Raw genomic sequence first — 23,876 nt, 5'->3', positions numbered from 1 at the left:
GACGGGATGGATGTGCCGTCCATCAAGATGAGGGTCTTCTGAGGTTACCGGCCGGTCGCAGTGGGCCCCGGCCGTCGCCCGCGCCCTCACACCCACCCCCCACCCCCGCTGAGGGCAGCGTTCCCCCCGGGAAACAGACGCGATGCGACCGGGTAACACCGGCGCCGCACGCTCAATGCCATGACCTCGAATCAGCGTGTGGTGGTGATCGGCGCCGGGCTGGCGGGCGTGACGCTCGCCCGGCTCCTCGGTGAGCTGGGCACGCCCGCGCTGCTGGTCGGCGACGAGGAGCACCGCCCGTACAACCGGGTGCTGCTCGCCGATGTGCTGGCCGGACGGTACGGCCCCGAGACGGTCACCCTGCCCGCGCCCGGGGACCTGCTGCGCGGCCGGGTCACCGGCATCGACCGGGAGGGGCGGACCGTGCGGTGCGCCGACGGGTCGGTGATCGCGTACGGCACGCTGGTCCTGGCCACCGGCTCCAACGCCGTGCTGCCGCCGCTGCGCGGTCTGTTCACCCCGGACCGCGCGCTGCCCGAGGGCGTGCACGCGTTCCGGACGATGGACGACTGCCTGGGACTGTCGAAGGCGGTACGGGCGGGGGTGCGGGCGGTCGTCATCGGGGGCGGGCTGCTCGGGGTCTCCGCGGCCCGCGCGCTGGCCGTGCGCGGCGCCCAGGTCGTCCTCGCCCAGCAGGCGGAGCGGCTCATGGAGCGCCAGCTCGACCCGGGCGCCTCCGCGCTCGTGCGGCGGCATCTGGAGGACCTCGGCGTCGAGGTGCACACCGAGTGCCGGGTGCGCGACGTGCGCAGCGTCGGCGGGGCGGTGCGGTCGGTGGAGCTGGCCGACGGGTACGCCCTCGGCGCCGATCTCGTGGTGCTCGCCTGCGGGGTCCGGCCCCGCGTCGGCCTCGCGCAGGAGGCGGGCCTCGACGTCGGCAAGGGGATCCTCGTCGACGACGAGCTGCGCACCTCGGATCCGCACATCCGCGCCGTCGGCGACTGCGCCCAGCACGGCGGGCGCGTGTACGGGCTGGCCGCGCCCGCCCTCGAACAGGCCGGCGTGCTGGCCGAACTGCTCGCCGGGGACGGCACCACCGCCCGCTACACCGGCACCCGCTCCCTGACCCGGCTCACCCTCGCCGGACGGCCGGACGGCCCCCTCGCCGGGCCGGACGGCCCCTTCGGCGGGCCCGACGGCTCCTTCGACCTCGCCGCGTTCGGCGAGACCGACCCGCTCCCCGGCGACGACGTCGTGCAGCTCGCCGACGCCACCCGGGGCACCTACCGCAAGGTCGTCGTCCGTGACGACCGGCTGGTCGGCGGGGTCCTGGTCGGCGAACTCGGCACCGTCGGCGCGCTCGCGCGCGCCTGGGAGGGAGCAGAGCCGCTCCCCTCCGACGGCGGCCCCCTGCTCCACCTGCTCACCCATGACGGAGGCTCCTGATGACCGCCACCCCGGGGCACACCCCGACCATCGTGCTTGTCGGCCACGGCATGGTCGGCCAGCGCTTCCTCGAAGCGCTCGCCGAGCGCGGCCTGACCGCCACGCACCGCGTGGTCGTGCTGTGCGAGGAGCCGCGGCCCGCCTATGACCGCGTCCAGCTCACCTCGTACTTCTCGGGCAAGACCCCCGAGGACCTGTCGATGACCGACCTCGCCTTCATCGAGGAGCACGGCATCGAGCTGCGCGTCGGTGATCCGGCGGAGACCGTCGACCGGGACGCCCGCACGGTGACCGCGCGCTCCGGGCTCGTCGTCGGCTACGACATCCTCGTCCTGGCCACGGGCTCCTACCCGTTCGTCCCGCCGGTCCCCGGCAAGGACGCCGAGGGCTGCTTCGTCTACCGGACGATCGAGGACCTGCTCGCCATCGAGGAGTACGCGAAGACCGCGACGACCGGCGCGGTGGTGGGCGGCGGACTGCTCGGGCTGGAGGCGGCGGGCGCGCTCAAGGGGCTCGGACTCACCTCGCACATCGTGGAGTTCGCGCCCCGTCTGATGCCCGTCCAGGTGGACGAGGGCGGCGGCGCGGCGCTGCTGCGCACCATCGAGGGAATGGGCCTGTCCGTCCACACCGGCGTCGGCACGCAGGAGATCCTGACGGGCGCGGACGGCGCCGTCACCGGCATGAAGCTGTCCGACGGCTCCGAACTCGCCACCGACCTGGTGGTGTTCAGCGCCGGCGTCCGTCCCCGCGACCAACTGGCCCGGGACTGCGGTCTCTCGGTCGGCGAGCGCGGCGGCGTCAGCGTCGACGAGCGGTGCCGCACGGTCACCGACGAGCACGTGTTCGCGATCGGCGAGTGCGCGCTGGCGTCCGACGGGCGAGTGTACGGGCTGGTGGCGCCCGGCTACGAGCAGGCCGAGACCGTCGCCGCGACGATCGCGGCCCAGGAGGCGTCCTTCACCGGCGCCGACCTGTCCACCAAGCTGAAGCTGCTCGGCGTGGACGTGGCCTCCTTCGGCGACGCGCACGGCACCGCCGAGGACTGCCTGGACGTCGTCTACTCCGACTCCCGCGCGGGGCTGTACAAGAAGCTGGTCGTCGGCCGTGACGGCACGCTGCTCGGCGGCATCCTGGTCGGCGACGCGGAGGCGTACGGCACGCTGCGCGCCTTCACCGGCTCGGTCCCGCCGGTCTCCCCCGAGTCGCTCGTCCTGCCCGCCGGTGCCGGCGCCCCGGCCCAGCTGGGTCCGTCCGCGCTCCCGGACGACGCGGTGATCTGCTCCTGCCACAACGTCACCAAGGGCAGCATCCGCGGCGCGGTCACCGACCACCAGTGCACGACCGTGCCCGAGGTGAAGAAGTGCACCAAGGCGGGCACCGGCTGCGGCTCCTGCGTCAAGGTGCTCGGCCAGCTGGTCACCGCCGAGCTGGAGGCGAGCGGCGTCGAGGTCGACAAGGGTCTGTGCGGCTGCTTCGCACAGACCCGCGAGGAGCTGTACGAGATCGTCCGCGCCCTGCGGGTCACCTCCTACCGGGAGCTGCTGGACCGGCACGGCCGTGAGGGTGCGCGGGGCGGCGACGGCTGCGAGGTCTGCAAGCCGGCGGTCGGCTCGATCATCGCCTCGCTGGCCCCGGCGATCGGCGCGAGCGGCTACGTCCTGGAGGGCGAGCAGGCCGCGCTCCAGGACACCAACGACCACTTCCTGGCCAACCTCCAGAAGAACGGCTCGTACTCCGTCGTCCCGCGCATCCCCGGCGGTGAGATCGCCCCGGAGAAGCTGATCGTCATCGGCGAGATCGCCCGGGACTTCGGGCTCTACACGAAGATCACCGGCGGCCAGCGCATCGACATGTTCGGCGCCCGCGTCGAGCAGCTGCCGGTGATCTGGGCGCGGCTGGTGGACGCCGGCTTCGAGTCCGGGCACGCGTACGGGAAGTCACTGCGCACCGTGAAGTCCTGCGTGGGGCAGACCTGGTGCCGGTACGGCGTCCAGGACTCGGTGCGGATGGCGATCGACCTGGAGCTGCGCTACCGGGGGCTCAGGTCGCCGCACAAGCTGAAGTCGGCGGTCTCCGGGTGCGCCCGCGAGTGCGCCGAGGCCCAGTCCAAGGACTTCGGCGTGATCGCCACGTCCAACGGCTGGAACCTCTACGTCGGCGGCAACGGCGGCGCCACCCCGCGCCACGCGGACCTGCTGGCGCAGGACCTCTCGGACGCCGAACTGGTCCGCCTCATCGACCGGTTCCTGATGTTCTACATCCGCACCGCCGACAAGCTGGAGCGCACCTCCACCTGGCTGGAGCGCATCCCCGGCGGCCTGGACCACGTACGGGACGTCGTCGTGCACGACTCGCTCGGCATCTGCGACGAGCTGGAGTCCCTGATGCGCGCCCACGTCTCGCACTACCGCGACGAGTGGGCCGAGACCATCAACGACCCGGAGAAACTGGCCCGGTTCGTGTCCTTCGTGAACGCGCCCGACACCCCCGACCCGGTCGTGGGCTTCGTGCCCGAGCGCGACCAGATGAAGCCCGACCTGCCGCTGCTGAGTATCGGCATGCGGCGCACCGAGGAAGACCTCCTGGAAGGAAGCACCCGGCGATGACCCTGGCACCCGAGACGACCGACCTCAAGGTCCTGCTGCGGCTGACCGACGACTGGTTCACGGCGTGCGACCTCGGCGTCCTGCTCCCCGGACGGGGCGTGGCGGCCCTGCTCCCGGACGGCGGCCAGGTGGCCCTCTTCCGGGACCGGGAGGGCGGGCTGTACGCCATCGACAACCGGGATCCGTTCACCGGTGCCGCGGTCCTCTCCCGCGGTCTGACCGGCACCCACCAGGGCCGCCCGTTCGTCGCCTCCCCGCTGCTCAAGCAGCGCTTCGACCTCGGCACCGGGGAGTGCCTGGACGACGAGGCGGTACGGGTGGCGGTGTACGAGGTGAAGGCGGCCTGACGGACCTGACACGACCTTTCTTGACCGTGCGTTCCACAAAGTCTTAAGCTGCGACGCGTGGCCAGGACCAAGGAGTTCGATCCGGACGCCGCGCTGCGGGCAGCCCTGGAGCTGTTCTGGGAGCGCGGCTACGAGGGGACGTCGATGTCCGACCTCGTGGAGCGTCTCGGTGTCGGACGCGCCAGCATCTACGCGACCTTCGGCAACAAGCACGAGCTGTACCTGAAGGCGCTGGCGCGGTACGAGGAGGGGCTGCTGCCGGATCTGCTGGCGGACCTGTCCCGGCCGGGCGCCGCCCTGCCGGGCGTCCGGTCCCTGGTGCGGCGCTACGCCGCCGAGGCGACCGCCGGCGAACTGCGCCTGCGCGGCTGCTTCGTCACGAACACCGCCGCCGAACTGGCCCCGCACGACCCGGTCGCCGCACGGCGGGTCGAGCGCAACTGGGACCAGCTGGAGACCGTACTGCACGCGACGCTGACCCGGGCCGCGGCCCAGGGCGAACTGCCCGCCGGCCGCGATCCGCTCACCCTCGCCCGCATGCTGCTGGTGCTGCTGCAGGGGATGCGGGTGGTGGGGAAGGCGTCGGCGGACCCGGCCAGGCTGCGGGACGCGGCGGAACAGGCACTCGCGCTGCTCGACTGAGAACCCGCGACGACACCTTCTCCGTGAAGGGGCCCTTCCACACTCTTTCACGCCCTCATACTGAACCGAACGGTCAAGAAAAGGGGAGATTCATGACCACCCAGGACACCCAGCACACTCAGCGCACCCAGCGCTTCACCGACCGGACCGCCCTCGTCACCGGCGCGGGCTCCGGCATCGGCCGGGCCGTCGCCCTCGCCCTCGCTGCCGAGGGCGCGAACGTCGTCGTCGCCGGACGCGGGCGGGAGCCGCTCGACGGGACGGTGACCCTGATCGAGGCGGCGGGCGGCAAGGCGCTGGCCGTCACCGCCGACGTCTCCCGCCCCGACGACGTGCGCGCCGCCGTGGACGCCGCCGCCCAGCACTTCGGCTCCCTGGACGTGGCGGTCAACAACGCGGGTGTCTTCCGCGGCGGAGTCCCCCTGGCCGACCTGGCCGAGGCGGACTGGCACGCGCAGCTCGACATCAACGTCACCGGCGTCTTCCTCGCCCTCGCGGCCGAGGTGCGGCAGATGCGCACCCAGCCGCGCGGCGGGGCGATCGTGAACATCGCCTCCACCTTCGGCGCGCACAAGCGCAGCCCGGGCGCCACGGCCTACGCCGCCACGAAGGCGGCCGTCTCGGCGCTGACCCGGGGCGCCGCCATCGACCACATCGCCGACGGCGTCCGCATCAACGCCGTCAGCCCCGGCGCCACGGCGACCTCGATGTCCCTGCACCCCGGGGAGACGGAGGAGGGCCGGGCCGGGCGCATGCGGGGCGAGACACCGCTCGGCCGGGTCTCGTCGGTGGCGGAGGTCGCGGCGGCCGTGCTGTACCTGGCGTCGGACGACGCGGCGTCGGTGGTGGGCACAGACCTGGTGGTGGACGGCGGCCAGACGGCCTGAGCCGACGGCACCCGGGCACCGGGGCCCGGGTGCCACCCGCCGCCCGCCCGTCATGAGTTGTCCATGGACCGTCAATCCGGCCGCCCTAGGGTCCGTGACCGCACGCTCCCGTCGCCGTCCGGCGGCGGGAGAGGCCATGACACCCGGAGGCAGCAGTGGATCGTCGTACCCTCCTGCGCACGGCCGTCGTCGGCGGCTCGGCCGTCCTCGGCGGAACCCTGTGGCGCGGTGCCGCGTACGCCGCCCCCGCCCAGCCCGGCAGCGGACCGTACGGGGCGCTCGGCTCGCCCGACGCCAACGGCCTCCGCCTGCCCGCCGGCTTCACGAGCAGGGTGATCGCCCGTTCCGGCCAGCAGGTCCCGGGCACCTCGTACACCTGGCACCGCGCACCGGACGGCGGCGCCTGCTACCCGGACGGCTCCGGCTGGATCTACGTCTCCAACTCGGAGGTCAACCCCTCCGGCGGGGCGAGCGCGGTGCGGTTCTCCGCCTCGGGCGCCGTCACCTCGGCGTACCGCGTGCTCTCCGGCACCCGCCAGAACTGCGCGGGCGGCCGGACGCCGTGGAACACCTGGCTGTCCTGCGAGGAGGTGGACCGCGGCTACGTCTACGAGACCGACCCGTGGGGCGTGCAGGCCGCGGTGCGGCGGGACGCCATGGGCCGCTTCAAGCACGAGGCGGCGGCGGCCGACCCGGTCCGCAAGGTGGTGTACCTGACGGAGGACGTCGGCGACGGCTGCTTCTACCGCTTCCGCCCGACCACCTGGGGCGACCTCTCCTCCGGCACGCTGGAGGTGCTGGTGGCGGGCTCGGCCACCAGCGGACCGGTGACCTGGGCGCGGGTCCCCGACCCCTCCGGCGCCACCGCGACCCGCAACCAGGTCTCCGGCGCCAAGCGCTTCAACGGCGGCGAGGGCTGCTACTACGCGGACGACACCTGCTGGTTCACCACCAAGGGCGACAACCGCGTCTGGCAGTACAACGCGTCCGCCGGGACCATCGAACTCGCCTACGACGACTCCCTGGTGACGTCCGGCGGGGCCCCGCTGACCGGCGTCGACAACGTCACCGGCAGCTCCTCCGGCGACCTGTTCGTCGCGGAGGACGGCGGCACCATGGAGATCTGCGTGATCACGCCGAACGACGTCGTCGCCCCCTTCCTGCGCGTCGACGGGCAGTCCGGCTCGGAGATCACCGGGCCGGCGTTCTCACCCGACGGCACCCGGCTGTACTTCTCCAGCCAGCGGGGCACGAGCGGGAGTTCGTCCGGCGGGATCACCTACGAGGTGCGGGGGCCGTTCCGCGCCTAGGTCGTGTCCGAGCCCCGCAGTGCCTCGTAGGTGACCCCCGTCAGCCGCTCGGAGGCGGCCCACAGCCGCTCCCCCATCGCGTCGTCGAGGGTCCAGGGCGCCCGCCGGGACGGGGCGGGCGCCCCGCCCCACATCGCGTAGGACGGGCCGGTGAAGGAGTCGGAGGGGACGCCGGGCGCGGTCGCCGCGTACAGGACGGGCAGCGCGCCCGTCTCCGCGGGCTGGGCGACGACCCGGGCGGCCAGCCCCATCAGCCGGGTCGCCAGCCGGCGCCCCTCGGCGCGCGCTCCGGCGACGTGGAGATCGGTGCGCGCGTACCCCGGGTGGGCGGCGACCGCGCGCACGTCCCAGGCGTCGTCGCGGGCCGCGAGGCGGCGGGCCAGTTCGTGGGTGAAGAGCAGGTTGGCCGATTTGGAACGGCCATACGCGGTCCAACGCCCGTACCGCCGCACGCTGTTCAGGTCGCGCGGATCGACGTTGCCCAACGCGTGCAGGAAGCTGGAGACGGTCACGACCCGCGCGCCCGGGGTGGCGAGCAGGGTGGGCAGCAGCAGCCCGGTGAGGGCGAAGTGGCCCAGGTGGTTGACGCCGAACTGGGTCTCGAAGCCGTCCGCCGTCGTCCCGTGCGGCAGCGCCATCACCCCGGCGTTGTTGACGAGCAGGTCCAGCCGCTCGTACGGCAGCCCGTAGGCGAACTCCCGGATGCCCGCCAGGTCCCCGAGGTCCAGCCGCCCGGGCTCCACCGCGGCGTCCGGCACCTCCGCGAGCAGGCGCTCCACGGCCGCGCTCCCCCGCTCCTCACTGCGGCAGGCGAGCACCACGCGCGCCCCCTTGCGCGCCAGTTCCCGGGCGACCACGTAGCCGAGGCCGCCGTTGGCTCCGGTGACGACGGCGACCTTCCCGTCCAGGCCGGGGATGTCGCCCGTGTTCCAGCCGGTCATCAGCGGCTCCTTCCCTGCTCCGGACCCGTCTCACCGTACGCGCCCCACCACCCTGAACGGAGAGCTACCTTCCGGTCACGTCACGTTCGCGTCACGAGTCCTTCATATCGCCACCACATCTCCGGTACCTCAATAGCTTCGTCACCTCATATCCGCTCATCCACACCAATCCTCATCCGCACACGCGTCACACACCATCCCGGGACTCTCGATGAACCTGCTCCGCAAGCCCGCCGCCGCGGCCGTCGCCGCGCTGGCCCTGGCCGCCCTGCCGGCCGCCGCCCAGGCGCACGACGGCACCCACCCGTTCAAGAACTGCACCGAGGCGTACGACAACGGGTACTCCAACATCAAGGAGGGCGACCCGCACTACGGCGAGCACCTCGACCGCGACAAGGACGGCGTCGGCTGCGACAGGCCGCCCGCCGGCTTCGAGCCCGCCGACGACTCGGGGGACTCGGGCGACTCCGGCGACTCCGGTGAGAAGGCGACCGACGACAACGCGGGCACCGGCAGCGGCAAGGAGTCCGGCGGCGACCAGGCCGCCGGGCAGCAGGGCACCGACCTGGCCGAGACCGGCGGCGACGACAGCACGCCCTACATCGCGGCGGGCGGCGCGATCGTCGTGCTGGCCGGCGGCGGACTGCTGCTGGCCGTCGGCAAGCGGCGCGGCAACGGCGCCGCCTGACCCGCGTACCGGAGCCGGAGCCCCCGCCCGTTCAGCGGCGGGGCTCCGGCGCCTTCAGACTGAAGGCGGCGCTGCTCAGCCAGCGCCGCGCGGCCCGGGCCACCGGGCGCTCCACGAACCGCTGCACGACGTACGACAGCGCCACCAGGGCGGCGACGGTGATCGCGACCACGACCCACGGGTCGGCCCGGTCGCCGAAGCGGTGCAGGATGTTCACGCCGATGGCGTCGTGCAGCAGGTAGAGCGGGAAGGTCAGCGTGCCCGCGACGGTCAGCCCGCGCCAGCGGATCCACCGGGTCCAGCCGAGCGCGACGGCGGCGATCAGCAGGAAGAAGACCGTGATGACCAGGACCAGCCAGCCGCGCCACGGCGACCAGGAGTCCCAGTTCAGGCGGCCCCCGTCGGGTGTCAGCAGGTAGTGCAGCGCCACCAGCCACGACATGGCGACGATGCCCCAGAGCAGCGGCGTCGGCCGGTAGCGGTACATGAGGTAGAAGGCCATGCCCGCGATGAAGTACGGCGCGGAGGGCGGGTTGACCAGCAGCGTCAGCAACCGGATGTCGGCGCTGGGCGCCAGCACGGCGGCGACCGTCCAGAGCCCGCAGTAGATCACCACGCGCTGGTAGGTCAGGCCCTTCCACACCACGACCGCGAAGGTGAGGTAGAAGCACATCTCCGGCCAGAGCGTCCAGTAGACCGAGTCGAGGTGCTCCACCCCGAGCGGGGTCTGGAGCATCGTCAGGTTGGCGAAGAGCACGCGCGGTGACGGGTGCCCGAACGGGTTGTCGGCGAAGAAGATCACGCACGCGGTGATCGCGACGGCCGCCCAGTACATCGGGTACAGCCGGGTGACGCGGGAGATGAAGAAGTCACGCGGGGTGCGGCCCCACGCGCTCATGCAGATGACGAACCCGCTGATCAGGAAGAACAGCTCGACACCGAGCCGGCCGAAGGCGAAGTAGCCGTGCGCCACCGGGAACACGTCCTCGACGGGACGGCCCCAGATGGTCTGCATCGTGGAGGGCACCTGGCCGACGAAGTGGAAGAAGACCACGGCCAGGGCGGCCAGGAACCGCAGTCCGTCCAGCGCGGCGAGCCGGTCCTTGCGGACGGGGGGACCGGCCTCGGGCACTCTCGCCTCGGCGGCGGTCCGGGGCCCCGGTACGCCGGAGGCGGTCTCGCCCCCACCGCCTCGCGTGGCGGTCGTGCCGGCCGGTTCCCTTTGATCCGTCGAGGTCATCCAACCACCGTTCCGGTGTGGGCCGCTGTCCGCTGCCAGGGCTCCCGAACTTCGCTGACAGCTTGCTGCTGCTCACCTCACAGGGATTCACACCATGGAACGCGTCACAAACAACGAGTGAACGCCAAGAGGCGGCACCCTCCGCACAGGGTGCCGCCTCCTCGCGTGGACCGGAGCCGCCGCCGATCGGTGAGGGTGGTCGGGTGACAGACGGCGGCTCCGGGGTCTTCGTGCCGTGCAGGCCGATGCGGTGGGCCCGTGCCCCGAAGGGGCGCGGGGAACTGCGCGACCAGCCACAGCGGTCCCGCAGCGACGCACCGGCCTCCCGGCGGAGCGATCAGCGGTGGTCGCTGCCCTTCGAGCGCGACGCCGCGCGACCGGCCTCCAGGCGGGCGACCGGGATCCGGAACGGGGAGCAGGAGACGTAGTCCAGACCCACCTCGTGGAAGAAGTGGACCGACTCCGGGTCGCCGCCGTGCTCGCCGCAGACGCCGAGCTTCAGGTCGGGGCGGGTGGCGCGGCCGGCCTTCGCGGCGGCGGCGACCAGGGAGCCGACGCCGTCCTTGTCGATGGTCTCGAACGGGGAGACGCCGAAGATGCCCTTCTCCAGGTAGGCCGTGAAGAAGCTGGCCTCCACGTCGTCGCGGCTGAAGCCCCACACGGTCTGGGTCAGGTCGTTGGTGCCGAAGGAGAAGAACTGGGCCGCCTCGGCGATCTGACCGGCGGTCAGCGCGGCGCGCGGCAGCTCGATCATCGTGCCGATGGACAGCTTGAGCTTCGCGCCGGTGGCCGCCTCGACCTCGGCGATGACCTGGTCGGCCTCGTCGCGGACGATCTCCAGCTCCTGGACGGTGCCGACCAGCGGGATCATGATCTCGGCGCGCGGGTCGCCCTTGGCCGCCTTGCGCTCGGCCGCGGCCTCGGCGATCGCCCGGACCTGCATGGTGAACAGGCCGGGGATGACCAGGCCGAGGCGGACACCGCGCAGACCGAGCATCGGGTTCTGCTCGTGCAGGCGGTGCACGGCCTGGAGGAGGCGCAGTTCGTTCTCGTGCGGCTCCTGCCGGGACTCGGCGAGTGCCACCCGGACCGACAGCTCGGTGATGTCGGGCAGGAACTCGTGCAGCGGCGGGTCCAGGAGGCGGACGGTGACCGGGAGTCCGTCCATCGACTCGAAGAGCTGGACGAAGTCCTGCTTCTGGAGCGGCAGCAGCTCCTTCAGCGACTCCTCGCGCACGGCCTCGGTGTCGGCCAGGATCAGCCGCTCCACCAGCTCGCGCCGGTCGCCGAGGAACATGTGCTCGGTGCGGCACAGGCCGATGCCCTGGGCGCCGAACCGCCTCGCCCGCAGCGCGTCCTCGGCGTTGTCGGCGTTGGCGCGCACCCGCAGCCGGCGCTTGCGGTCGGCGAAGGCCATGATCCGGTGCACGGCCTCGACCAGCTCGTCGGCGTCCTCGGCGCCCGCGTGCATGCGGCCCTCGAAGTACTCCACGACCGGGGAGGGCACGACCGGGACCTCGCCCAGGTAGACCTTGCCGGAGGAGCCGTCGATGGAGATGACGTCGCCCTCCTCGACGACGTGCCCGCCGGGCACGGTCATCCGGCGGCGCTTGGTGTCGACCTCCAGCTCCTCTGCGCCGCAGACACAGGTCTTGCCCATGCCGCGCGCGACCACGGCCGCGTGGGAGGTCTTGCCGCCGCGCGAGGTCAGGATGCCCTCGGCGGCGATCATGCCGTCGAGGTCGTCGGGGTTGGTCTCGCGGCGCACCAGGATGACCTTCTCGCCGGAGCGGGACCACTTGACGGCGGTGTACGAGTCGAAGACCGCCTTTCCGACCGCCGCGCCCGGCGAGGCGGCGATGCCCCGGCCGACCTTCTCGACCTTGGCGTCCTCGTCGAAGCGGGGGAACATCAGCTGCGCGAGCTGGGCGCCGTTGACGCGCTGGAGGGCCTCGGCCTCGTCGATCAGGCCCTGGTCGACGAGCTGGGTGGCGATGCGGAAGGCCGCGCCCGCCGTGCGCTTGCCGACGCGGGTCTGGAGCATCCACAGCTGGCCGCGCTCGATGGTGAACTCGATGTCGCAGAGGTCCAGGTAGTGGTTCTCCAGCGTCTCCATGATCCGCATCAGCTCGTCGTACGACTTCTTGTCGATCGACTCGAGCTCGGCGAGGGCGACGGTGTTGCGGATGCCTGCGACGACGTCCTCGCCCTGTGCGTTCTGGAGGTAGTCGCCGTAGACGCCCTGGTGGCCGGAGGCGGGGTCGCGGGTGAAGGCGACGCCGGTGCCGGAGTCGGGGCCGAGGTTGCCGAAGACCATGGAGCAGACGTTGACCGCGGTGCCGAGGTCGTGCGGGATGCGCTCCTGGCGGCGGTAGAGCTTGGCGCGCTCGCCGTTCCAGGAGTCGAAGACGGCCTTGATGGCGAGGTCCATCTGCTCGCGCGGGTCCTGCGGGAAGTCCCGGCCCGCCTCGGTCTTGACGATCTTCTTGAACTTGGTGACGAGCTTCTTGAGGTCGGCGGCCTCCAGCTCGGTGTCGACCGCGACCTTCTTGGCCGCCTTGGCCGCCTCCAGCGCCTCCTCGAAGAGGTCGCCGTCGACGCCGAGGACGGTCTTGCCGAACATCTGGATCAGGCGGCGGTAGGAGTCCCAGGCGAAGCGGTCGTCGCCGGCCTGCTTGGCCAGGCCCTGCACCGACTTGTCGGAGAGGCCGATGTTGAGGACCGTGTCCATCATGCCGGGCATGGAGAACTTGGCTCCGGAGCGGACCGACACGAGGAGCGGGTCGTCCGCCTGGCCGAGCTTCTTGCCCATCTTCACTTCGAGGGCGTCGAGGTGCGCACTCACCTCGTCACGCAGTGCCGCCGGTTCCTCGCCGCTGTCGAGGTAGGTCTTGCAGGCCTCGGTGGTGATCGTGAAGCCGGGAGGGACCGGAAGGCCCAGGTTGGTCATCTCGGCGAGGTTCGCGCCCTTGCCACCGAGGAGGTCCTTGAGGTCCTTGTTGCCCTCGGTGAAGTCGTAAACGAACTTCGTCGTGTTCGTTACCTGAGGTTCTTTGTTTTCCGACACGGGTCTCGACTCCTCGAGGACGCGGTGGCTGCCCTGACGGCGAGGAATCTACCCAGATCAAAGGCCCCTGGGTACGTCCACTTGTGCGTCATACGCCTGTAACCACCCGTCCGCCAGCGGATCGAAAGTCAAGGCTTGGCAAGCGACCGACCGCTTATGTTTTCACTTCTTGAACGAATGAACCCTCCAGGGTCCAGCACTTCGCTCACATGAGCGGCAATCTCCACGTCTGAGTTCGATCGATGAACGATCAAGACATGGCACTGAGTGCCACACCTTGGAGAAGTAGAGTCGGTCAAGATCCGCTCATCTGAGCGCCACCGCTATCAGAGGTGGCGAGAATCACGCTGCCACAGGCCGCGGTTTTTCACCATGCGGACGGGTGAACGGAGCGCCCGCCGCGGACGTACGTCACTGCGGCGGGTCCGGCCCCCTCGCCGGGCCCGCCGTCCACCGGGATTCGTACGGAAGGACCTCCGGGTGCCTGTCTTCACGCGCTTTCGTCAGCCACCGACCCCGGCCGATGAGCCGCACGAGGACGACGGGTCGCACGAGCCGGACGAGGCGCACGAGCCGGACGAAGCGCACGAGCCGGACGAAGCGCACGAGCCGGATGAGGCGCGCGAGCCCGACGGACCACACGAGCCCGACGTGGTCGAGCCCGACGACCCCGGGGAGGCCATCGAAGCCCCCGCCGACACCGAAGCCGCCACCGGCACCGGCACCGGCACCGAACCCGCCCCCGACGCGCGGCCCGCCGCCGAGCCCGGACCGGCCGCCCGCACGTCCCGCCTCGCCCACTGGCGGGCCTGGCGCACCCGTCACCCCCGTGCCGCGCTCGTGCTGCGCCGGACGACGACCGTCCTCGCCGCCGTGCTGGTACTCGGGGCCCTGCTGCTGCCGAACACCTTCGTCGCGCTGGAGCCCAGCCGGTTCGCGCGGATTCCGGCGGAGGCGGTCATCGCCGCGGTGCTGCTGCTCTGCCTGCCGCGCGCCGCACGGCTGGTGGCGGCGGCGCTCTTCGGTGTCGGCCTGGGCGTGCTGACCGTGCTGAACCTGCTCGACATGGGCTTCACCGAGTACCTGGGGCGGGGCTTCAACGTGGTCCTCGACTGGGGGCTGCTGGACGACGCCCAGTCGTACGTGGCGGACTCGATGGGCGGCGCGGCGGCGGCCTGGGCGGCCGTGGGCGCGGTGCTGCTCGTCGTGCTGCTGCTGGTGGTGATGGCCCTGGCGGCGGTCCGGCTCGGGGAACTGCTCGCCGCGCACCGGGAGCGGGCGGCCCGGGGCGCGCTGATGGCGGCCACCGTGTGGATGACCTGCGTGGCGCTGGGGGTGCAGACCTTCGGCGTGCCGGTCGCCACCCGGAGCGCCTCCGGGGCCCTGGAGGCGCAGGCCCACCGGGTGGTGGACACACTGCGCGACGAGGCGGCGTTCGCGAAGGAGGCGAAGGCGGACCGGTTCGGGGCCACGCCCGGCGCACAGCTGGTGCCCGGCCTGCGCGGCAAGGACATGATCTTCACGTTCATCGAGAGCTACGGCCGCACCGCCATCGAGGACCCGGTGACGGCGCCCGGCGTCGACCGGACCCTGGACGCGGGCACGAAGGCGCTCGCCGAGGCGGGCTTCCGGGCGAGGAGCGGCTGGCTGACGTCGGCGACGTACGGCGGCAGCAGCTGGCTCGGCCACTCCACGTTCATGTCGGGGCTGTGGGTGGACAACCAGCAGCGGTACCGCACCGTCACCGCCGGCGACCACCTCACCCTCACCAAGGCGTTCCAGAAGACCGGCGACTGGGACACGGTCGGTGTGATGCCGGGCGTGCAGAAGGCGTGGCCGGAGTCGGAGTGGTTCGGCCTCGACAAGGTCTACGACGCGTTCGACGTGGGCTACCGCGGGCCGAAGTTCAGCTGGTCCACCATGCCGGACCAGTACGCGCTGGAGGCGTTCCAGCGCCTGGAGCACGGCAGGGAGCGGGACCGGCCGCTGATGGCGGAGGTGGTCCTGACCTCCAGCCACCAGCCGTGGGCGCCGCTGCCCAGGATGGTGGACTGGGACGAGGTCGGCGACGGGTCGGTCTACGACGGCATCGAGGCGTCCGGGGTCGAGGCGTCCGACATCATCGCCGACTCCACCCGCTCCAAGGAGGAGTACGGCAAGTCGGTCGAGTACTCGGTCACCAGCCTCACCCAGTGGCTGGAGCGCTACGGCACCGACGACACGGTCCTCGTCTTCCTCGGCGACCACCAGCCGCTGGCCCGGGTCAGCGGGAACGAGGCGAGCCGGGACGTGCCCGTCTCGGTCGTCGCCAAGGACCCGAAGGTGCTCGACGCCATCGACGACTGGAACTGGACGGAGGGGCTGAAGCCCGCCGCGGACGCGCCGGTGTGGCGGATGAGTTCCTTCCGCGACCGCTTCCTGACGGCGTACGGCTCCACCCCGCACCCGACCACGGGCTGATCAGCCGCCGGAGGTGTCCAGCTCCGCGTCCTCGCCGACGCCGGCGCAGTCGTACGGGTCCTTCAGCCAGCCGTCCGGCAGGACCACCCGGTTGTTGCCGGAGGTGCGGCCGCGCGGGCCGTCGGCGCCGGTGGGCCAGGGCTGGTCCAGGTCGAGTTCGTCGAGGCCCGCGCGCAGCGCCTCCAGGGAGGAGGTGATCGCGAGGCGCTTGCGCATCTCGGAGCCGACCGCGAAGCCCTTGAGGTACCAGGCGACGTGCTTGCGGAAGTCGATGACGCCGCGCGCCTCGTCGCCGATCCACTCGCCGAGCAGCGTGGCGTGCCGGACCATGACGTCGGCGACCTCGCGCAGGGCGGGCCGGGCGAAGGAGTCGGTGCGGCCCTCGAAGGCGGCGACCAGGTCGGCGAAGAGCCACGGCCGCCCGAGGCAGCCGCGCCCGACGACGACGCCGTCGCAGCCGGTCTCGCGGACCATGCGCAGCGCGTCCTCGGCGGACCAGATGTCGCCGTTGCCGAGCACCGGGATCTCCGGGACGTGCTCCTTGAGGCGGGCGATGGCGTCCCAGTCGGCGGTGCCGCCGTAGTGCTGGGCGGTGGTGCGGCCGTGCAGGGCGATGGCGGTCACGCCCTCCTCGACGGCGATGCGGCCGGCGTCGAGGAAGGTGAGGTGGTCGTCGTCGATGCCCTTGCGCATCTTCATGGTGACGGGCAGGTCGCCGGCGCCGGTGACGGCCTCGCGGACGATGGCGCGCAGCAGGTTCCGCTTGTACGGGAGGGCCGAGCCGCCGCCCTTGCGGGTCACCTTGGGCACGGGGCAGCCGAAGTTCAGGTCGATGTGGTCGGCGAGACCCTCCTCCGCGATCATGCGGACGGCCTTGCCGACGGTCACCGGGTCCACGCCGTACAGCTGGATCGAGCGCGGCGTCTCGGTCGCGTCGAAGTGGATGAGCTGCATGGTCTTCTCGTTGCGCTCGACCAGCGCCCGGGTCGTGATCATCTCGCTCACGAACAGGCCCTTGCCGCCGCTGAACTCACGGCACAGCGTGCGGAACGGCGCGTTCGTGATCCCGGCCATCGGTGCGAGCACCACGGGCGGCGCGACGGTGTGCGGGCCGATCCGCAGGGGTGCGGCGGTGGAGCCGGGGGCGGGCGTGGTGAGCGTGGACATTCCTCCATTGTCACGTACGCGGGGCAGTGCTCGGCGGGCCGCGGGCCGGAGATCATGTATTGGTCATTAGTTAGCCGCACTATTGAAACGGGCGTACGATGGCGGTCATGCCGGAGCTCACCCACCGCCGACGCATGCTCGTGCTGGCCATCTGCTGCATGAGCCTGCTGATCGTGAGCATCGACAACACGATCCTCAACGTCGCCCTCCCCTCCATGCAGCGCGACTTCGGCGCGAGCACGTCGGGGCTCCAGTGGGCGGTCGACGCCTACACGCTGGTGCTGGCCGCGCTGCTGATGCTGGCCGGCTCCACCGCGGACCGGATCGGCCGCAAGCGGGTCTTCATGACCGGCCTCGTGGTCTTCACCCTCGGCTCGCTCCTGTGCTCCCTGGCGCCCGGCCTGTCCTCGCTGGTCATCTTCCGGATGATCCAGGCGGTGGGCGGTTCGATGCTCAACCCGGTCGCCATGTCGATCATCACCAACACCTTCACCGACCCGCGGGAGCGGGCCCGCGCGATCGGGGTGTGGGGCGCGGTGGTGGGCATCTCCATGGCCGCCGGGCCGCTGGTGGGCGGGGTACTGGTCGAGTCGGTCGGCTGGCGCTCGATCTTCTGGGTCAACCTCCCGGTGGGCCTCGCCGCCCTGCTGCTCACCCTCCGCTACGTCCCCGAGTCCCGGGCGCCCAAGGCCCGCCGGCCCGACCCGCTGGGCCAGCTGCTGGTGATCGTGCTCTTCGGCTCCCTGACGTACGCGATCATCGAGGCGCCGAACGCCGGGTTCACGGCGGTCCTGCCCTTCGCGGTGCTGGCGCTGGCCGCGCTGGCCGGCCTGCTCGTGCACGAGCCGCGTCGCGCCGAACCCCTCATCGAGCTGCGCTTCTTCCGTTCCGCGCCGTTCAGCGGCGCCACCGTCATCGCGATCAGCGCGTTCGCGGCGCTGGGCGGCTTTCTGTTCCTGTCCACGCTGTACCTCCAGAACGTGCGGGGACTGAGCGCGCTGGAGGCCGGGCTGTGGATGCTGCCGATGGCCGTCCCGACCTTCCTGTGCGCCCCGCTGTCCGGGCGGCTGGTCGGCAGCCGGGGGCCGCGGCTGCCGCTGCTGATCGCGGGCGGCGCGCTGACCGTGAGCGGGGCGCTGTTCGCCGCCTTCGAGGCCGAGACCTCCGACGTCACCCTCTTCGTCGGCTACGTCCTGTTCGGCATCGGCTTCGGCTTCGTCAACGCGCCCATCACCAACACGGCCGTCTCCGGCATGCCACGCGCCCAGGCCGGGGTGGCCGCCGCCGTCGCCTCCACCAGCCGCCAGCTGGGCCAGACGCTGGGGGTGGCGGTGATCGGCGCGGTGCTGGCGACGGGCGTGGGCGCCTCCTCGTACCGGGACACCTTCGTCTCGGCCTCCCGCCCCGGCTGGTGGATCCTGGCCGCCTGCGGGCTGGCGGTCCTCGTCCTGGGGGCCGTCACCAACGGCCGCTGGGCCCACCGCACGGCGGAACGCACCGCCGACCGGCTCAGGTCACCGGAGGCACGGGAGACGGCGCGGGCGAAGGCCTGACGCGCTCCACAGGGGCGCGGGGAACCGCGCGACCGGCCCGCACGCCCCGGCAGGCGACGGACCCGAGCGACACAGCACCCCCTCGTCCCGGCCCGCATCACGCGGGGAAGGGGCGCGGGGAACTGCGCGACCAGCCCCCACCCACCCGCAGACGACATACCCGAGCGACACAGCACCCCCTCCGCCCCGGCCCACCCCACGCCCCGAAGGGGCGCGGGGAACTGCGCGACCAGCCCCCACCCGCCCGCAGACGACATACCCGAGCGACACAGCACCCCCTCCGCCCCGGCCCGCATCACGCCCCGAAGGGGCGCGGGGAACTGCGCGACCAGCCCCCACCCACCCGCAGACGGCGACGCAGCGCACCCCTCCGCCCCCGCCTCAGCGCAGCGGAATCGGCAGCCGCTCCGCCACCATCGGCCAGTACTTCAGGATCGCCTCCTCCACCTCCGGCAGCGCCCGCTGGCCCGCCAGGGCCAGGACGATCGCCGCCGCCACGCCCGTCCACGCCACCGGGCCCAGCGGGGTGCAGCCGAAGAGGCGGCTCACGCCCGGGGTCTGGACGAGGGCGACCAGCGCGGCGGCCGAGCCCAGGGACGTGACCTGGACCAGGCGGCTGTCCCGGCGGTCGGCGAGGGTCTGGGCGAGCTGGGTGCCGACCACGGCGCACAGGGCCATCGTCGTCGAGCGGCGGTCCGTGCCCGGCGTGAAGCGGCCGAAGAGCCAGGCCGCGGTCGCCCCGAGCGCCGTGGTCAGGGCCCGGTGCCGGATCTGCCGCAGCAGAGGCTCGCCCAGCACCGCCGTACCCAGCGGCGCACCCGCGTCGGCTGCCTCCTGCTCGGGGTCCCCCGTGCGCGTCACCGCGACCGCCATCGCCGGGAACAGGTCGGTGAAGAGGTTCACCAGCAGCATCTGGCGGGTCGACAGCGGCGAGGAGCCGCTCAGCACCGTGCCGAGGATGCCGAAGCCGACCTCGCCCGCGTTGCCGCCGATCAGGATCGCGATGGCGTCGGCGACGCTGTGCCACAGCGCCCGCCCCTCCCGGACCGCCTCCACAAGAACCAGCAGGTCGTCGCCGGTCACCACCAGGTCGGCGGCGTTGCGGGCGGCGGCCGAGCCGCGGGCGCTGATGCCGACGCCGATGTCAGCGGCGCGGATGGCGGCGGCGTCGTTGGCACCGTCGCCGACCATGCCGACGACCCGCCCGGCGTCCCGCAGCGACTCGACGACCTGGAGCTTCTGCTCCGGCGCCACCCGGGCCACCACGTCCGCGTCGCGCAGCATGCGGGAGCGCGCCGTACGGTCGGCGGCGGCGAGTTCGTCGCCGGTGACCACGACCGCGTCCTCGGGCCAGCCCAGGTCGACGGCGATGGCGTGGGCGGTCTGCGGGTGGTCGCCGGTCAGCACCACGGGCCGTACGCCCGCCTCGCGCAGCCCGCGCACCAGCGCCGGGGACGTCTCGCGGGGCACGTCGGCCAGCGCCAGCAGCCCCGTGAACTCCAGCTTCGCCGGCTGCTGTTCGAGGACGTCGGCCGCCTTCTCGCCCCGGCGCAGGGGGCGGGAGGCCACCGCGATGATGCGCAGTCCGTCGCGGGCCAGGGCCTGCGCCACCTCCAGGGCGTGCGACGGCAGGTCGGCGCAGGCCGGCAGCACCGTCTCCGGGGCGCCCTTGACCACCAGCGTCTCGGGACCGCGGGCCCGGTCCCGTCCGACGGCGGCGGCGTAACCGCGCGAGGTCTCGAAGGGCAGGCCCTCCACCTGCGTCCACCCCGGGTCGTCGCCCGCCGCGTCCAGGACCGCCTCGTCGGTCGCGTGGGTGGGCCGGTTCCCGTCGCCGTTCAGCCGGGGGACGGCGCGCGCGGCGGTCCGTACGGCGTCGGCCGCCTCCGGGTCGCCCACCCTGCGGACCGTGCCGTCGGCGCCCGCGACGCGCGTCAGGCGCAGCCTGTTCTCGGTGAGCGTGCCGGTCTTGTCGAAGCAGATGGTGTCCATCCGGCCCAGCGCCTCCAGCGTGCGCGGGGTGCGCACGAGGACCCCGCGCCGGCTCAGCCGCCGGGCCGCCGCGAGCTGCGCCACCGTCGCCACCAGGGGCAGCCCCTCGGGCACGGCGGCCACCGCGACCGACACCCCGCCGGCGACGGCCTGCCGGACCGGCGCCCCGCGCAGCAGCGACAGACCGGTGACCGCGGCCCCGCCCGCCAGGGTGAGCGGCAGCGCCTTGCGGGTCAGTTCCTGGAGCCTGGCCTGCACCCCGGCCGCGGCGGGCGTCCGGGCGGCGAGCGCCACCGCCCGCGCCGACTCGGTGTGGTCGCCGATGTCCACGACGACGGCCCGGGCGCGGCCGGCCACCACGGTCGTGCCCTCGAAGACCATGCAGTACCGCTCCGCCACCGGGGCCTTGGGCGCCGGGTCCACGCTCTTGCCCACCGGCAGCGACTCACCGGTCAGCGCGGACTCGTCCACCTCCAGACCGTCCTCCCACAGCAGCCGGGCGTCGGCCGGGACGACGTCGTCCGTCTTCAGTTCGATCACATACCCCGGGTGCAGCCGGGACGCGTCCATGATGCGCGGCAGCCCGCCCTCCCGTTCGGGCTCCTCGGTGACCCGGGCCTTCTGCGTCTGCTCGGCCAGCAGCCCGGACAGCGCCCGCTCGGCGCGCAGCCGCTGGAACCCGCCGACCAGGGCGTTCAGGTCGAGCGCCCCGACCACCAGCAGGGCGTCCACGACCGACCCGAGGATCGCGGAGGCCGCCGAGCCGACCGCGAGCACCGGGGTGAGCGGATCGTCCAGTTCCCCGCGGACCGCCCGGGCCAGCTCCCACGACCAGAACGCCGGGGCCAGCACCGGCACCCGGCCCGCCCGGTCGGCGACCGCGCGCAGCCGGGCCGCGGCCTGCTCGACGACGGTCGGATCGGGCTCGCTCTCCCGCTCCAGGCGGTCCCGTACGGCGTCCGGGGCCAGCGCGTGCCACGCCACCCGGGCCCGGGGATGCGGGGCGCGGGCCATCGCCACGCCGACCGCGGCACGCGTCCCGGACAGCAGGGCCGCCGCCGCGCTCGCGTCGACCGGCGCGTGCCGCAGCCCGGACAGCGCGATGAAGCTCGGCCTGCCGCGACGACGGCCGCGCGCCTCGCCGACCGCCACAAGCAGGCCCGACAGCGCGGCACCGGACCGGGCCAGCGTCTGCGAGCGGCGCCCGACGGCACGGGCCGCGGGCACCGCCCGCAGCAGCCGCCACACGTCGGAGAGCCCCTGCGGAGCGATCACGTCCGCGCCCCATGCCACCGGGGAGTCCGCGTCGGCCAGGGCGACGGCCACGTCCCCGGCGAGCAGCCCGGCCAGCACCGAGTCGTCGTCCTCGGGCCGGGGCCGTACGACCGTGACGACGCCGCCCTCGGGCTGCAGTTCGGCCACGACGTCCGCGAGCGGGCGCCGCGCGTCGACGACCTGGTCCGCGAGGCCGGTGAAGTCGGCCAGCGCCGGGTCCTGGACCATCACCACGCGCAGGCCGGCCCGCCGGGCCGCGTCCAGCACGTCCTCGGTCCACGGGTCGGCGCCGTCGTCCGGCAGCCGCAGCGCGCTCGGGTGCAGTACGACCGTGCGGGCCATCTCCAGCTGCCGCAGCCGTCCGGGGTCGCGCACCAGCAGACCGGTACGGGACAGGGCCGCGCTCAGTACGGCGTGGAAGGCGGCGGGACCGTACCGCGCGGCCTTGGGCGAGCCGGCCAGCACGGCCTCGGCCGCCTCGGCCACGTCGTGCTTGACCAGCAGCGTCGCCGCGGCGCCCGCGACGCTGCCGGCCGAGGCGTGGGCGGCGTAGTCCTGGGCCGGGGAGGTGCGCGGCGCCGGGCGCAGGGTGAGGTCGGCGGGCAGGCTGCCGCGGCCGGGGGCGCAGAGCTGGTCGTGCACCACCTCGAAGGCCGCCGTCCGGGCCACCGCCTCCGTCAACTGGCAGGCACGCAGCGCCCCGTCGAGGACCAGCGAGGTGGGGCTCTGCCCGGCGCCGTGCACGGCGGCGTTGGCGGCGGCCAGCGCCACGTCCATGCGGTGGTCGCCCATCCGCTCGCGCAGCCAGGCGCGGAAGGCCGGGTTCTCGCGCAGCAGTGTCGCCACGGCGGTGATCAGGCGCGGCGAGGGCGGCAGCCGCAGGCGTGCGCCGGTCACGGCGGCGGCGATGCCGAGGAGATCGGCGCCGAGGGCGGTCGCGGCGACGCGCACCGGGGCCGGGTCGCCGGGGTGGGCCAGTTCGTCCACCTGGTCGCCGGCGTCCTGCCGGTCCCGTCGGTCCGTACGGGTGAGTCCGTGCCGCTCGGCGAGTTCGGTGACGTGGTCCACGACGGAGTCGGTCAGCTCCTCCTCGGTCGCGGTCACCACCAGCCTCGCGAGGCCGGTGTCCCAGTAGGCGACCAGCACGTCCGGGTGTTCGGCCACCTCCGCGGCCACCCTTCGCGCGACGCGTTCCGTGCCGCCCGCCAGGCGCACCTCGTCGGACTCGGCCGGGGCGAGGGCGAGGTGGGCCCGGGGTCCGGCCCGCCAGTCCCGGGTGCCGCCGGGCAGCGCGGACCGGGCGACCCGGGCCGCGCGGGCGGCGAAGTCGGCGCCTCGCACACCGGCCCGCGCGGTGCCCGCGACCGCGCCGGCGGCGGCGCCGACGGCGGGTGCGGTGGAGCGGGCGAGCAGCCGGGGGCCGGCCAGTACGAATCCGGTGACGGCGTCCTGGGACCGCGTCAGAAGTGCGCCGACCATGGCCGCGGCTCAGCCCGTCCTGCGGGTGCGCGAGGCGGCGGCCGTCCTACGGCCGCCGGCCGGGCCCGAGGCGGGGGGACGGCTGGACGACGCCTTCTTTCCCGAGCGGCTCCTGCTCCGTGCGGGTGACGCGGTCTTCTTCGCGGGGGCCTTCCTGGCGGCGGTCTTCGTGGCGGTCGTCTTCTTCGCCGCGGCCTTCTTCGCCGTGGCCTGCTTCGCCGTCGTCTTTCTGGCCGTCGCCTTTTTGGCGGTCGCCTTCGTCGCCGCGGTCGCCTTCTTCGTCGCCGCCGTCGCCTGCCTCGTGGCCGCCGTCGCCTTCTTCGTCGCCGCCGTTGCCTGCTTCGTCGCCGCGGTCGCCTTCTTCGTCGCCGCCGTCGCCTGCCTCGCCGCGGCGGACTTCGTGGCCGCCGACTGGGCCGTGGTCTTCTTCGCGGTGGTCTTCCTGGCGGTGGTCTTCTTCGCCGCCGCCTTCTTCGCCGCGGCCGGCTTCGAGGCAGTCGACTTGGAGGCAGTCGACTTCGCCGCCGCGGTCTTGGCGGTGCTCTTCCCGGCGGCGGCGCTCTTCCCGGCAGTCCCGGTGGCACCGTTACCACCAGCGCCCCGCCCGGCGACCCCGTTCCCGTTCCGCCGCCGTGACTGCGTCAGCCAGGCCACCGCCGCTCCGGTGAGCGCCACCGGCCACTCCACCATCCCGGCGACGCCCAGCACCCCCGCACCCGTGTAGACGATCACGCGCCGTCCGCGCGGCGACACCGCGCCGATCCGTTCCAGCG

Annotated in this window: 15 protein-coding genes; 10 read left to right on the top strand and 5 right to left on the bottom strand. The window is 73.3% G+C overall.

The annotated features are described in order from the left end of the window. The first annotated feature begins 180 nt into the window (after nt 1-180). The 6 genes from ACFW01_RS02415 (at nt 181) to ACFW01_RS02390 (ending at nt 7,241) form a co-directional block, all read left to right on the top strand. Nucleotides 181-1,446, top strand: coding sequence for an NAD(P)/FAD-dependent oxidoreductase (locus ACFW01_RS02415; RefSeq protein WP_384502202.1), 1,266 nt, complete (start codon nt 181-183; stop codon nt 1,444-1,446). Further along, nucleotides 1,446-4,055: a nitrite reductase large subunit NirB gene (gene nirB, locus ACFW01_RS02410; protein ID WP_384502201.1), complete on the top strand. Its 2,610-nt coding sequence runs from the start codon at nt 1,446-1,448 to the stop codon at nt 4,053-4,055. Before ACFW01_RS02415 ends, nirB begins: the two co-directional genes overlap by 1 nt. Next, nucleotides 4,052-4,402 carry a nitrite reductase small subunit NirD gene (gene nirD, locus ACFW01_RS02405; protein WP_234954495.1) on the top strand — a complete coding sequence of 117 codons (351 nt, stop codon included), beginning with the start codon at nt 4,052-4,054 and terminating at the stop codon, nt 4,400-4,402. The genes nirB and nirD overlap by 4 nt, the downstream gene beginning before the upstream one ends. Nucleotides 4,403-4,459: 57 nt before the next feature. Continuing rightward, a complete protein-coding gene (locus ACFW01_RS02400; protein WP_234954496.1) occupies nt 4,460-5,044 on the top strand; it encodes a TetR/AcrR family transcriptional regulator in 585 nt (194 codons plus the stop codon). A gap of 92 nt (nt 5,045-5,136) precedes the next feature. Next, the gene (locus ACFW01_RS02395) at nt 5,137-5,931 is read left to right on the top strand and encodes an SDR family NAD(P)-dependent oxidoreductase (RefSeq protein ID WP_384502200.1); all 795 of its coding nucleotides are present in this window, start codon (nt 5,137-5,139) and stop codon (nt 5,929-5,931) included. Between the two features lie 155 nt (nt 5,932-6,086). Beyond that, nucleotides 6,087-7,241: an alkaline phosphatase PhoX gene (locus ACFW01_RS02390; protein WP_384502199.1), complete on the top strand. Its 1,155-nt coding sequence runs from the start codon at nt 6,087-6,089 to the stop codon at nt 7,239-7,241. Here ACFW01_RS02390 and ACFW01_RS02385 read toward each other — a convergent pair. After that, nucleotides 7,238-8,182, bottom strand: coding sequence for an oxidoreductase (locus tag ACFW01_RS02385; protein ID WP_384502198.1), 945 nt, complete (start codon nt 8,180-8,182; stop codon nt 7,238-7,240). The genes ACFW01_RS02390 and ACFW01_RS02385 overlap by 4 nt on opposite strands. Nucleotides 8,183-8,393: 211 nt before the next feature. Between ACFW01_RS02385 and ACFW01_RS02380 the strand changes: the two genes are divergently transcribed. Then, nucleotides 8,394-8,870 carry an excalibur calcium-binding domain-containing protein gene (locus tag ACFW01_RS02380; protein ID WP_234954500.1) on the top strand — a complete coding sequence of 159 codons (477 nt, stop codon included), beginning with the start codon at nt 8,394-8,396 and terminating at the stop codon, nt 8,868-8,870. 31 nt (nt 8,871-8,901) lie between these two features. Here the strand turns inward: ACFW01_RS02380 and ACFW01_RS02375 are convergent, their stop codons facing one another. Together ACFW01_RS02375 and ppdK are read right to left on the bottom strand one after the other, a co-directional pair. Beyond that, the gene (locus ACFW01_RS02375; RefSeq protein WP_234954501.1) at nt 8,902-10,110 is read right to left on the bottom strand and encodes an acyltransferase; all 1,209 of its coding nucleotides are present in this window, start codon (nt 10,108-10,110) and stop codon (nt 8,902-8,904) included. A 337-nt stretch (nt 10,111-10,447) separates the two neighbouring features. Continuing rightward, nucleotides 10,448-13,177, bottom strand: coding sequence for a pyruvate, phosphate dikinase (gene ppdK, locus ACFW01_RS02370; protein ID WP_384502197.1), 2,730 nt, complete (start codon nt 13,175-13,177; stop codon nt 10,448-10,450). A 480-nt stretch (nt 13,178-13,657) separates the two neighbouring features. Here ppdK and ACFW01_RS02365 point away from each other — a divergent pair, with 480 nt between their 5' ends. After that, nucleotides 13,658-15,637 (top strand): CDP-alcohol phosphatidyltransferase, encoded by a 1,980-nt coding sequence (locus ACFW01_RS02365; RefSeq protein ID WP_384502196.1) that lies wholly within the window; start codon nt 13,658-13,660, stop codon nt 15,635-15,637. Here ACFW01_RS02365 and dusB read toward each other — a convergent pair whose 3' ends face one another. Next, entirely contained in the window at nt 15,638-16,804 is a 1,167-nt protein-coding gene (gene dusB, locus ACFW01_RS02360) for a tRNA dihydrouridine synthase DusB (protein WP_384502195.1), read from the bottom strand. 107 nt (nt 16,805-16,911) lie between these two features. Here dusB and ACFW01_RS02355 point away from each other — a divergent pair, with 107 nt between their 5' ends. Then, nucleotides 16,912-18,357 carry an MFS transporter gene (locus ACFW01_RS02355; RefSeq protein ID WP_384502194.1) on the top strand — a complete coding sequence of 482 codons (1,446 nt, stop codon included), beginning with the start codon at nt 16,912-16,914 and terminating at the stop codon, nt 18,355-18,357. Nucleotides 18,358-18,738: 381 nt separating this feature from the next. Here ACFW01_RS02355 and ACFW01_RS02350 read toward each other — a convergent pair whose 3' ends face one another. Then, nucleotides 18,739-23,103 (bottom strand): HAD-IC family P-type ATPase, encoded by a 4,365-nt coding sequence (locus tag ACFW01_RS02350; RefSeq protein ID WP_384502193.1) that lies wholly within the window; start codon nt 23,101-23,103, stop codon nt 18,739-18,741. On the opposite strand from ACFW01_RS02350, the gene ACFW01_RS02345 reads away from it, so the two are divergent. After that, on the top strand, nt 23,102-23,827 hold the full coding sequence (locus tag ACFW01_RS02345) for a hypothetical protein (RefSeq protein ID WP_384502192.1): 726 nt from the start codon (nt 23,102-23,104) through the stop codon (nt 23,825-23,827). The genes ACFW01_RS02350 and ACFW01_RS02345 overlap by 2 nt on opposite strands. The last annotated feature ends 49 nt before the right edge of the window (nt 23,828-23,876 follow it).

The sequence above is a fragment of the Streptomyces sp. NPDC058985 genome (assembly GCF_042740985.1).
Taxonomy (GTDB): domain Bacteria; phylum Actinomycetota; class Actinomycetes; order Streptomycetales; family Streptomycetaceae; genus Streptomyces.
Note: the sequence above shows the minus strand (reverse complement) of the source record. Positions and strands in the feature narration are given on the sequence as shown.

Bases quoted from the DNA above. Each gene is read 5' to 3' on its own strand.
- dusB (WP_384502195.1), bottom strand. From the start codon at position 16,804: ATGTCCACGCTCACCACGCCCGCCCCCGGCTCCACCGCCGCACCCCTG.
- ACFW01_RS02380 (WP_234954500.1), top strand. From the start codon at position 8,394: ATGAACCTGCTCCGCAAGCCCGCCGCCGCGGCCGTCGCCGCGCTGGCC.
- ACFW01_RS02415 (WP_384502202.1), top strand. From the start codon at position 181: ATGACCTCGAATCAGCGTGTGGTGGTGATCGGCGCCGGGCTGGCGGGC.
- ACFW01_RS02355 (WP_384502194.1), top strand. From the start codon at position 16,912: ATGCCGGAGCTCACCCACCGCCGACGCATGCTCGTGCTGGCCATCTGC.
- nirB (WP_384502201.1), top strand. From the start codon at position 1,446: ATGACCGCCACCCCGGGGCACACCCCGACCATCGTGCTTGTCGGCCAC.
- ACFW01_RS02385 (WP_384502198.1), bottom strand. From the start codon at position 8,182: ATGACCGGCTGGAACACGGGCGACATCCCCGGCCTGGACGGGAAGGTC.
- ACFW01_RS02350 (WP_384502193.1), bottom strand. From the start codon at position 23,103: ATGGTCGGCGCACTTCTGACGCGGTCCCAGGACGCCGTCACCGGATTC.
- ACFW01_RS02345 (WP_384502192.1), top strand. From the start codon at position 23,102: ATGGCCGCGGCTCAGCCCGTCCTGCGGGTGCGCGAGGCGGCGGCCGTC.
- nirD (WP_234954495.1), top strand. From the start codon at position 4,052: ATGACCCTGGCACCCGAGACGACCGACCTCAAGGTCCTGCTGCGGCTG.
- ACFW01_RS02375 (WP_234954501.1), bottom strand. From the start codon at position 10,110: ATGACCTCGACGGATCAAAGGGAACCGGCCGGCACGACCGCCACGCGA.
- ACFW01_RS02395 (WP_384502200.1), top strand. From the start codon at position 5,137: ATGACCACCCAGGACACCCAGCACACTCAGCGCACCCAGCGCTTCACC.